This window comes from Streptomyces sp. NPDC054794 (genome assembly GCF_053611585.1).
In genome coordinates this window covers 35,523-45,794 of record NZ_JBSHAQ010000070.1, presented here as the reverse complement: position 1 = coordinate 45,794, position 10,272 = coordinate 35,523, and the positions used below count along the sequence as shown (strand labels likewise).

At 73.0% G+C, this 10,272-nt stretch carries 5 protein-coding genes; 4 read left to right on the top strand and 1 reads right to left on the bottom strand.

What is annotated here, in order from left to right; genetic code table 11:
• The 4 genes from ACWGKT_RS43180 to ACWGKT_RS43165 form a co-directional block, all read left to right on the top strand.
• Positions 1–2,981, top strand: a 2,981-nt coding sequence (locus ACWGKT_RS43180; protein WP_453278000.1) for a non-ribosomal peptide synthetase, incomplete at its 5' end; no start/stop codon positions are given.
• A 75-nt stretch (positions 2,982–3,056) separates the two neighbouring features.
• Complete coding sequence (locus ACWGKT_RS43175; protein ID WP_453277999.1) at positions 3,057–3,875, top strand: class I SAM-dependent methyltransferase; 819 nt, start codon at positions 3,057–3,059, stop codon at positions 3,873–3,875.
• A 144-nt stretch (positions 3,876–4,019) separates the two neighbouring features.
• Positions 4,020–4,913, top strand: a complete 894-nt coding sequence (locus ACWGKT_RS43170; protein ID WP_453277998.1) for a glycosyltransferase family 2 protein — start codon at positions 4,020–4,022, stop codon at positions 4,911–4,913.
• Positions 4,914–5,351: 438 nt separating this feature from the next.
• The gene (locus tag ACWGKT_RS43165) at positions 5,352–8,582 is read left to right on the top strand and encodes a BTAD domain-containing putative transcriptional regulator (protein ID WP_453278002.1); all 3,231 of its coding nucleotides are present in this window, start codon (positions 5,352–5,354) and stop codon (positions 8,580–8,582) included.
• On the opposite strand, the gene ACWGKT_RS43160 is transcribed toward ACWGKT_RS43165, so the two are convergent.
• Complete coding sequence (locus tag ACWGKT_RS43160) at positions 8,583–10,268, bottom strand: bifunctional 3'-5' exonuclease/DNA polymerase (RefSeq protein WP_453277997.1); 1,686 nt, start codon at positions 10,266–10,268, stop codon at positions 8,583–8,585. It lies immediately after the preceding gene.
• Positions 10,269–10,272 lie beyond the last annotated feature (4 nt).

The window sequence follows — 10,272 nt, the reverse complement described above, 5'->3', positions numbered from 1 at the left end:
AGGTGGATGGGGAGCCGGTGCAGCGGGTGTTGCCGGTCGAGGATGCCCGTCCTGTGGTGGGTGTGGTGCGGTGTGCGACGGCGGAGGAGGTCGCGGAGGCGGTGTCCGCGGCGTGCGGGCACCTGTTCCACCTGGAGAGGGACCTGCCGTTCCACGCGGAGCTGATCGAGCACGACGGGGACGCGGACGGGGCCACCGGCGAGGTGACGCTCGTATTGGTGATGCACCACATCGCCACGGACGGTTGGTCGATGGGCCCGCTGACAGCGGACCTCTCCGCTGCCTACGCCGCCCGTCGTGACGGGCGGGCCCCCTCGTTCACGCCGCTTCCGGTCCAGTACGCCGACTTCGCGCTGTGGCAGCGGGAGCAGGCGGAGTCGGAGCGGGCCGGGCTGGAATTCTGGCGTTCGGCGCTGGCCGGGATGCCGGAGGAGCTGGCCCTGCCCATCGACCGCCCGCGTCCCGCTCAGCCGAGCTATCGGGGTGGCCAGGTGCGACTCCCGATGGACGTCGGACTGGCCGGTGGACTGCGGGAGTTGGCGCGAGCGCACAACGCGTCGCCGTTCATGGTGGCTCACGCGGCCTCGGCGGCGCTGCTGAATGTGCTGGGCGCGGGAACCGATGTGCCGCTCGGCACGGTCGTCTCCGGGCGCTCCGATCAGGCGTTGACCGATGTGGTCGGCTTCTTCGTGAACTCGCTCGTGCTGCGTACGGATACGAGCGGGAACCCGACGTTCGGCGAGTTGCTGGAGCGGGTGCGGTCGGCGGACCTGGCGGCGTTCGAGCATCAGGACGTGCCGTTCGACCTGTTGGTGGAGGAGCTCCAGCCCGCCCGCTCGCTGTCCCGGCACCCGCTCTTCCAGGTCTCCCTGACCTGGGAAAGCGCCCCGGAACCGCTGCTGGAGCTGGCGGGGGCGCACAGCACCCTCGCCGAAGCGCCGTTCGACGTGGCGAAGTTCGACCTTGAGTTCGGCTTCGCCGAGGAACCCGGCGGCGGCCTGGCCCTGGTGGTCGGGTACGCACGGGATCTGTTCGACAGGGTGTCGGCGCAGGAGTTCGGCGACCGCCTGCTGCGGCTGCTCGGACAGGTGGTCGCCGACCCGGAGACGCGGTTGAGCGCACTGGGGGTTTTGTCCGATGCGGAGGTTACGGAGGCGCTGGTCAGAGGGCGTGGACCGGTGGCGACACCGCCTGCGTCTCTGTCTTCGGCCGCGTCTTCGACTGCGCCGGCGGCTGCGTCTGCGTCGAGTGTGGTGGGGGTGTTGCGGGAGCGGGTTGCCGGGTGTCCGGAGGCGGTGGCGTTGGAGTGGGACGGCGGTGAGTTGTCCTACGGCGAGTTGTTGGCGCGTGCGGAGTCGGTCGCGTCCGGTCTGTTGGCGAGCGGGGTCGGGCGGGAGCAGGTTGTTCCGGTCCTGATGGAGCGGTCGGCGGATGCGGTGGTGGCGCTGTTGGGTGTGTTGCTGGCGGGTGGGGCGTATCTGCCGGTGCATACGGCGTATCCGAAGGCCCGGGTCGAGGCGTTGCTGGAGCGGATCGACGCCCCCGTCGTACTCGTGGACGACCGGTGGGCCGACTACGGCCGACGCGTCGACGACGTCGCCGGTGCCGGCTCTCAGGCTCCGCGCGAGTGGCCGGTGGTGCTGCCCGATCAGTTGGCGTACGTGATGTTCACGTCGGGCTCGACCGGTGAGCCGAAGGGCATCGCGGTGAGTCATCAGAACGTGTTGGATCTGGTGCGTGAGCCGTCGTGGGGTGTGGACGCGGACGCGCGGGTGCTGTTCCAGGCGCCGCACGCCTTCGACGGGTCGGTGTACGAGGTGTGGCTGCCGCTGTTGGTGGGCGCGCGGATCGTCGTGGCGCCGCCGGGGGATTGGGCGCCTGCCTTGCTGGACCGGCACAAGGTCACGCATCTGAGTGTGACGGCGGGGCTGTTCCGGGTGCTGGCGGAGGAGGCGCCGGAGGCGTTGTCGGGGTTGGTGGAGGTGACCACCGGCGGTGACGTGGTGCCGGCGGCGGCCGTGCGCCGGGTCCTGGAGACGTGTCCCGGGATCGTCGTCCGTACGACGTACGGTCCGACGGAGGCGACCCTGTGCGTGACCGGGCAGCCGTGGACGTCCGGCGACGAGCCGGACGGGTTGGTCCCGCTGGGCCGTCCCTTCGACAACACCACGCTGCTGGTGCTGGACGAGGCTCTGCGTCCGGTCCCGCCCGGTGTGGTGGGCGAGCTGTATCTCGCCGGTGCCGGTCTCGCCCGGGGCTATGCCGGACAGCCGGGCCAGTCCGCGTCGCGGTTCGTCGCGCACCCGCACGAGTCGGGTGAACGCATGTATCGCACGGGGGACTTGGTTCGCTGGACGCGTACCGGTGATCTGCTCTTCGTCGGGCGTGCCGACGCGCAGGTCAAGATCCGCGGCTTCCGGGTCGAGTTGGGTGAGATCGAGGCCGTGCTGGCGGCGGTGGACGGCATCGCGCAGGCGGCGGTGTTCCTGCGTGAGGACCAGCCGGGCGAGAAGCGGATCGTCGGTTACCTGATCCCGGAGGACGGTGCGCTGCTGGACGCGGACGAGATCCGCGCCGAACTCGCCGCCCGTCTGCCCGACTACATGGTCCCGGCCGCGCTGCTCGCCCTCGAAGCCTTCCCCCTCACCCCGAACGGCAAGGTCGACCAGAAGGCCCTGCCCACCCCTGACTACACGGCCACCAGCGCCCACCGCGCCCCGCGCAACGCCCGGGAGGAAATGCTCTGTGCGCTGTTCGCGGAGATCCTCGACGTGCCGTCGGTCGGCATCGACGACAGCTTCTTCGACCTCGGCGGACACTCCCTCCTCGCCACTCGTCTGACCAACCGCATCCGCGCCGCACTCGACGTGGAACTGCCCGTCCGGAAGGTCTTCACCAGCCCCACCATCGCCGAACTGGCGGTCGCCCTCCAGGGCGCCCGAAGGGCGCGGCCGGCGCTGCGGCCCCGATCCCGGGACTGAGCGAAGTCTTCGACCCGCACCGACGACCACACCCCACGAGCCAATCGATCCAACCGGAGCGTTGACGTGACGACGATGCCTCCTGTCCTCCTGAAGAGCGACGAGTTGTTCGGGGACGACAAGACGGGCCTGCCCTACGACAAGTCGCGGGAGATATCCCGCTACCTCCTCATGCACTACGGCGCTGTCGACGACGTGTTCGACCGCCCACGCCATCCCCTCGCCGACGCCCACGGATACCCGCGGCGGCTGTCCCGGATGCTCCAGGACAGCGCGCTGCGGACCGGGAGCCGAGTGCGGCGCGTGCTCGACGTCGGCTGCAACGTCGGGGGCGTGACGCACGCCCTCAGCGAATGGGCCGAGGACCTCGTCATCGGCGTCGACATCAGCCCGCGCTCGATCGAGATCGCACAGACCCTGACCCGCAGCGGCGGCGGCACCTTCAGCGTCGCCGAACTGGGGCCGTTCACCCGGGACATCGAGCTGCGTCTGCCGGCCACCGACGGTCGGGCCGAGGTGCGGTTCGAGGTCGGTGACGCGGGCACGCTGAAGGGCGGGTCCGACGCGTTCGACGCCGTGCTGCTCTCCAACGTGCTGGACCGGGTCGACGACCCGGCCGCCTGTCTGGCGCAGTTCTCCGTCGGCACGGACCTGCTGCGTTCCGGCGGCCTGCTGATGATCGCCTGCCCGTGGTCCTGGTACCCGGAGTACAGCCACCCGGGCACCTGGCTGGGCTCCGCCCAGGACCACACCTCCAGCGAGGAGGGCCTGAAGCGGCTCCTGGAGGCGGACTTCACCCTCGTCGACGAGGCCGACCAGGCGGGCGTGCTCCGGCAGAACCCGCGCGAGTACGACTACTTCGAAGCGCATGTGACCGTATGGCGGAAGCGTTGAGAGCCAGTACAAAACCGTAGCAAAAGGGCGGCAAAGTGAACCGGCGTCGGGAGAACCGCATGCCCTGAGGCAACATCTTGGTGAACGGCGAGCGCCGCGCGGCAGGGACGCGGACGCCGCCGTCTGCCGGATGGGGTGACGGGCATGGTGGAGCCGAGAATCGCGGTCGCCGTGGTGACCATGGGGAACCGGCCCGCCGAAGTCGACGCCCTGCTGGAGTCGGTGGCCAAGCAGGATGTCGCCCCGACCCGGATCGTGATCGTCGGGAACGGCTGCCGGCTGCCCGACTTCGGCCGGTGGCTGTCCCTGCCCGGCGAGGTCACCGCCATCGACGTCGACGACAACCTCGGCTGTCCGGGTGGGCGCAATGTGGCCCTCGCCCGGCTCCGGGAGTACGGCGACGTCGACGTCGTGGTGGAGCTGGACGACGACGGGCTGCTGGTGGCACCCGATGTGCTGCGCCGCGTACGGGACTTGTACGCGGCCGATCCGCGCCTGGGCATCGTCGGCTTCCGGATCGCCGACGAGCACGGCGAGACCCAGCAGCGGCACGTCCCCCGGGTCGGGGCGGCGGACCCGCTGCGGGGCGGCTATGTGACCGGGTTCCTCGGCGGCGGGCACGCCCTGCGCATGACGATGCTGGCGGAGATCGGGGACTGGCCCGCCGAGTTCTTCTTCGCGCACGAGGAGACGGACCTGGCATGGCGGGCCGCCGACGCCGGATGGAAGATCCTCTACGCGCCCGAGCTGCTGCTCCAGCACCCGAAGACCTCGCCCGCCCGGCACGCCATCTATTACCGGGTCACCGCCCGCAACCGGGTCTGGCTGGCACGGCGCCGACTGCCGCTCCCGCTGATCCCGGTCCACCTCGGTGTGTGGACGCTGCTGACCCTGGTCCGCACCCGGTCGGCGTCCGGGCTGCGGGCCTGGCTCGGCGGGTTCGTGGAAGGCCTGCGCGAATCGGCCGGCGAACGGCGCCCCATGCGCTGGCGGACGGTCTGGCGGCTGACCAGGCTGGGTCGCCCGCCGGTGATCTGAAGCGGAAAAGAAGAGGAGGGGGGAGGGGGCGCGAGGCGCGAGAGGGGCGAGGAAGAAGAGGGGACGAGGGTCCCGGTCGTTCACCTCCGCCGACCGGGACCCTCTTGCGTCCCCGGACCAGGCCTACGGCGACACTCCCCCGAGCTGCGCATTATGCGCGCGCCGGTGGGCCGGATCCGATGCATTGATCACATCAGGGCGCACCAACGGATCGCTAACATGTGGCCAACGGTTCTCCCGGGGGCCGCGATGCGGTTGGCGCGAAGTCGTCGGGAGAATGGGCGGACAAGCCGGAACCGTAGCGGATTCCGGCCCGTACGGGCAGGGGCAGGGCGGCGGGAAATCGCCGTGGACAGGGCGGAAATCCGCCAGGGACGGCGGGCGAGCCCGCGGGCAGCACGGCCGGTTCCGGCCGCGCGGGAAGGCAGTGGCGGCGTGATGCGGCGGTGCGGGCTGCGGTTCGGGCTGCTGGGACCACCGGTGCTGTACGACCGTGCGCCGTCCGGTATTTCGTACAAGACCGAGGCCGCCCAGAGCGATCTCCTGCGGGCGATCGGCAGCCCCAAGGTGCGCGCCCTGCTCGCGGCGCTGCTGCTGGAGGCCGGCCGGGTCGTCTCGGTCGAGTCGCTCAAGGACGCGCTGTGGGGCGACGCGCCTCCGGCGTCCGCGCAGGCCTCGCTGCACAACCACGTCACCCGGCTGCGCCGGCTCCTCGACGACCCCGAACGGCTGCGTGCCGTGTCGCCCGGATACCTGCTGCGGGTCGACCAGGGCGAACTGGACGTCCACGTCTTCGACGCCCGGGGCGCCGAGGCGCGCTCCGCGCATGCCCGCCGGGACTGGGCGGGCGTTCTGCGCGCGTGCGCGGCGGCGCTCGCGCTGTGGCGTGGCACGCCGCTGAGCGGCCTGCCGACCGAACTCGGCGGGTACCCCTTCGTGCAGCGCCTGGAGGAGGCGCGGCTGCTGCTGATCGAGTGGGGTTACGACGCCGAGCTCGCCCTCGGCGGCAGCCGCCTCACCGGTCTCGTACCGGAGCTGGCGGCGCTCGTGGCCGAACACCCCCTGCGCGAGGCCTACCACCGCCAGCTCATGCTCGCCCTCCACCGCACCGGCCGCCAGGCCGAGGCCCTGGCCGTCCACCGAGACCTCCGCACCCGCCTGATCGAGGAACTCGGCATCGAACCGGGCCAGGCCATCCGCGACGCCCACATCGAGATCCTCCGCAACGGGGAAGGCACATCGACCGACGGTGCGCCCATTCAGCGCCCCACCACCACCGAAGCCGCACCCCGAAGCGCGCCCGCCCCCACCGAACCGGCACCCGCCGACGGCGAGCACACCCCACAGGGGCCACCCGCACCCGACCACGATTCCCGTACGGATGGTGCGAGTGGGAACCCAGACCCGGCCGAAGGACGGGTGCCCGCCCACGCGCCGGCACCGGCACCCGCACCGGCCCAACTCCCCCCACCCCCGGCCCACTTCACAGGCCGGACCGCCGAACTGAACGACCTCGTCCACACCCTCACCTCCACGAACACCGTCGCCGTGATCACCGGCATGGCCGGCGTGGGCAAGAGCGCCCTCGCCCTCCACGCGGCCCACACCCTCCGGGCCCGTTTCCCCGACGGTCAGCTCTACGTGAACCTGCACGGCGCCACCCCCGGTGTCCCCCCGCTCGCCCCCACCCAAGCCCTCACCGCCCTGCTCAGAGACCTCGGCGCCACTCCCCGCAGCATCCCCGACCACCCCGACGCCGCCAGCGCCCTCCTCCGCTCCCTCCTCGCCCCCACCCGCACCCTGATGGTCCTCGACGGCGCCGCGAACGCCGCTCAGGTACGCCCCCTGCTCCCGGCCGGCCCCGGCTGCGCCGTCATCGTCACGAGCCGCTCCCCGCTCACCGCCCTCGACGGCGCCCGCCGCTTCCCGCTCACCCCCCTGACCGGCGAGGACAGCGCGGCGCTCCTGCGCGCGGTGAGCGGCCGCGACAGCCTGGACGCCGCCCACCCCCTCGTCCACCTCACCGGCCGCCTGCCGCTGGCCCTCCGCGTCGTCGCCGCCCGCCTCGCCGCCCGCACCGCCCTCACCCCGGACGTACTGGCCGGCCAACTGACCGCCACGGAAGGGCGCCTGCACCACCTGGAGTACGACGACCTGAGCGTCCGCCGCTCGCTCGCCGTCGCCCACGACGCCCTCGCCGCCTCCGACCGCGAGGCCGACCAGGACGCGGCCCTCGCCCTGCGCCGCATCGGCGCCCTCGACCTCCCGACGTACGGCCCACCCCTCATCGCCCGCCTCACCGGCACCGACGAGCGCCGCGCCGAGGCCGCCCTGGATCGTCTGGTCGACGTGGCCCTCCTGGAGGAGACGGCGTACGGCCGCTACGCCCCCCACGACCTGGTCCGCGACTTCGCCCGCGAACTCACTGGCGCCGACGAGGGCACCGAGGCGGCCGTCACCGCCCTGCGCTGGTACGCCGCCGTCGCCGAACGCGTCCTCACCGCCCTCGTCGAACCCGGCCTCGACCAGGACGACCGCCGCCGCCCGACCGCCGCGCAGCCGCCCGAGCACGCGGCCGACGTGGCGGCCGTCCCGCCCTTCGCCTCCTCCGCAGAGGCCTTCGCCTGGGGCGACACGGAGCTGGAGAACGTCGTGGCCCTGGTGGAGCGCCACGCCGGCCCTGACTCCGACGCCAACCCGGACTCCGGCGCGAACCCGGACTCCCACCCGAACCCGCCCCCGCCTCACCCCGACCCGCCGGCAGCCACCGCCCCCCTCACCCCTCTCGCACCTCTTTCCACGCTCATCCGCCTCTTCTTCCCCTACGTCCAGCGCAGCGGCCGCGTCGCCGAGATGGAGGTGCTCGGCCGGGCCGCCCTGGGGACGGCGCGGTGGCTCGGGGACGCGGCCGCCGAGGCGTACGCGCTGGGCGACCTCGCCGGGCTGCACTTCCTGACCGGCCGCCAGAACGACGCCCTGGCCCTCACCGACCGGGCCCTGGCCATCTGGCAGCGCCTCGGCGTGGTCTCCTGGATCCGCCGCTGCCTCAACAACCGCGGACTGCTGCTGGAGGGGCTCGGCCGGTACGCCGAGTCGGAAGAGGCGCTGCGGCGGAGCCTCGGATACTCGCGGCAGCTGAACGACCCCTACGGCGAGGCCGTCACCTACAGCCACCTGGGCAACCTGTACGAGCACACCGACCCCCGGGCCGCGATCGAGCAGCACCGCCGCTCGCTGGCGATCGGCGACGCGATCGGCGCCGTCATCGTGCAGCACTCGGCGCGCTGCAACATCGGCTACGCCCACCTCACCCTCGGCGAACCGGCGGCCGCCGCCACGCACTTCGAGGAGAGCCTGCGCATCCTCGGCGGTCACGGCGACTGGCACGGCGAGTCCCAGACCCGGCTCGGCCTGGTCCGCGCGCTGCGCGGGCTGGGCCGCTCGGAACGCGCCGGGCACGAGTGCGCGGAGCTGCTGCGCCGCGCGGACGCCCGCGCCGACCGCTACATGGGCGGTCTGGCCCGCCACCAGCAGGGGCTGGTGCTGCGCGAACAGGGGCGCGCGAAGGAGGCGTACGACAGCTGGCGCGCGGCGCTCACGGCCCTGGACGGCACGGACGCCAAGGAGGTCGTGGCCGAGCTGCGGGAGCTGCTCGGCGGCACGTGCTGATCACTTCGCGTCGGCATAGCACTCCACCACCGCCGTGGTGAACGGAAACCGCACGGGCGTCCGGCCGAACGTCAACCGCCCCGCCAGGTCCGCGGCTTCGCGTATCGCCGCCACGACCGTCTCGGCCTCCTCCTTCGGGCAGTGCACCATCACCTCGTCGTGCTGGAAGAAGACCAGTTCGGCCGCCAGGTCCGCGCAGGAACGGCGCAGCGCGGCGAGCATCAGCAGGGCCCAGTCGGCGGCGCTGCCCTGGACCACGAAGTTGCGGGCGAAGCGGCCGCGGGCGCGGGCGTTCGTGGAGGCGTAGCCGGGGACCCACTGCCGGTCCTCGCTCTCGTCCTCCCCGGAGGGGATGCCGGCCTCCTCGGCCGCGTCCTCGCCCGTCCGCGCGGCAGGCGGACAGGTGCGGCCCAGCCAGGTCCGCACCAGCCGCCCCTCCTCGCCGGCCCGGGCCGCCTCGTCGACGTACGCCACGGCGGCCGGGAAGCGGCGTCTGAGCGCGGCGAGGTTCTTCAGGCCGTCGCCGGAGGTCTGGCCGTAGACCGCGCCGAGTACGGCGATCTTGGCCTGGTCGCGGTCGCCGGAGAAGGCGCGGTCGGAGACGGACTGGTAGAGGTCGGTCTCGCGCCCGGCCACCTCCATGAGCCCTGGGTCGCGGGAGATGGCCGCCAGCACGCGCGGCTCCATCTGGTCGGCGTCGGCCACCACCAGCCGCCAGCCCGGGTCGGCGACCACGGCCCGCCGGATCACCTTGGGGATCTGCAGCGCGCCCCCGCCGTTGGTCACCCAGCGCCCGGTGACCGTTCCGCCGGCGAGGAACTCCGGCCGGAACCGCCCCTGCCGCACCCAGTCCTGCAGCCAGGACCAGCCGTGCGCGACCCAGATCCGGTACAGCTTCTTGTACTCGAGCAGGGGCTTGACGGCCGGGTGGTCGATGGACTCGATCTCCCAACGGCGGGTGGACTTCACCTTGATCCCGGCCTGGGCGAAGGCCTTGACCACATCGGCCGGCAGATCGGGCCGCACCCGGCGGCCGAACGCCGCCGACACCTCGTCCGCGAGCTCGGCCAGCCGGCGCGGCTCGCCACCGCCCGCGTACCGCTCGCCGAGCAGTTCGCGCAGCACCTCGCGGTGGACGTCCGCGCTCCACGGCAGTCCCGCCCGGTTCATCTCGGCGGCCACCAGCATCCCCGCCGACTCGGCGGCGGTCAGCAGCCGCATCCGGTCGGGGTGGGCGGCCCGGTCGTGCCGCCGCTGCTGCTCGGCGTAGACGGCGAGGAGATCGGCGAGCGGCGGACGGGCGCCCTGCGGCTCGAACAGCGGGGACTGCGCGCCCGGTTCGGCCGAGCGCAGCGGCGGATCGGGCGGTACGGGGCCGCCGCGGAGGCGGGCCAGGGCGGCGGCGGCCGAACGCGGCTCGCCCGACCGCCCCTCGTGGCCCAGCAGCAGGGTCTCGGCGTCCTCGATGTCGTAGCACCGCTCCACTCGCACCCCCGTGGCGAGCAGACGCGGATAGACCTCGGGGGTCGACCGCCACACCCAGCGCGTCACCTCCGGACGGCTCCGCACCGCCTCGGCGAGATCGGGCTCCCGCCGCACCGGGCCGACGGGCAGCCCGTCCGGACCGAGGGGGGCGAGCTCGGCGCCGCCGTCCTCGGCCGGGGCGAGTGCCCACCGGTCGGTCATGGTC

What these genes read in the sequence shown, in the direction of transcription:
- ACWGKT_RS43175 (WP_453277999.1), top strand. Translation starts at nt 3,057, where the DNA reads ATGCCTCCTGTCCTCCTGAAGAGCGACGAGTTGTTCGGGGACGACAAG.
- ACWGKT_RS43170 (WP_453277998.1), top strand. Translation starts at nt 4,020, where the DNA reads ATGGTGGAGCCGAGAATCGCGGTCGCCGTGGTGACCATGGGGAACCGG.
- ACWGKT_RS43165 (WP_453278002.1), top strand. Translation starts at nt 5,352, where the DNA reads ATGCGGCGGTGCGGGCTGCGGTTCGGGCTGCTGGGACCACCGGTGCTG.
- ACWGKT_RS43160 (WP_453277997.1), bottom strand. Translation starts at nt 10,268, where the DNA reads ATGACCGACCGGTGGGCACTCGCCCCGGCCGAGGACGGCGGCGCCGAG.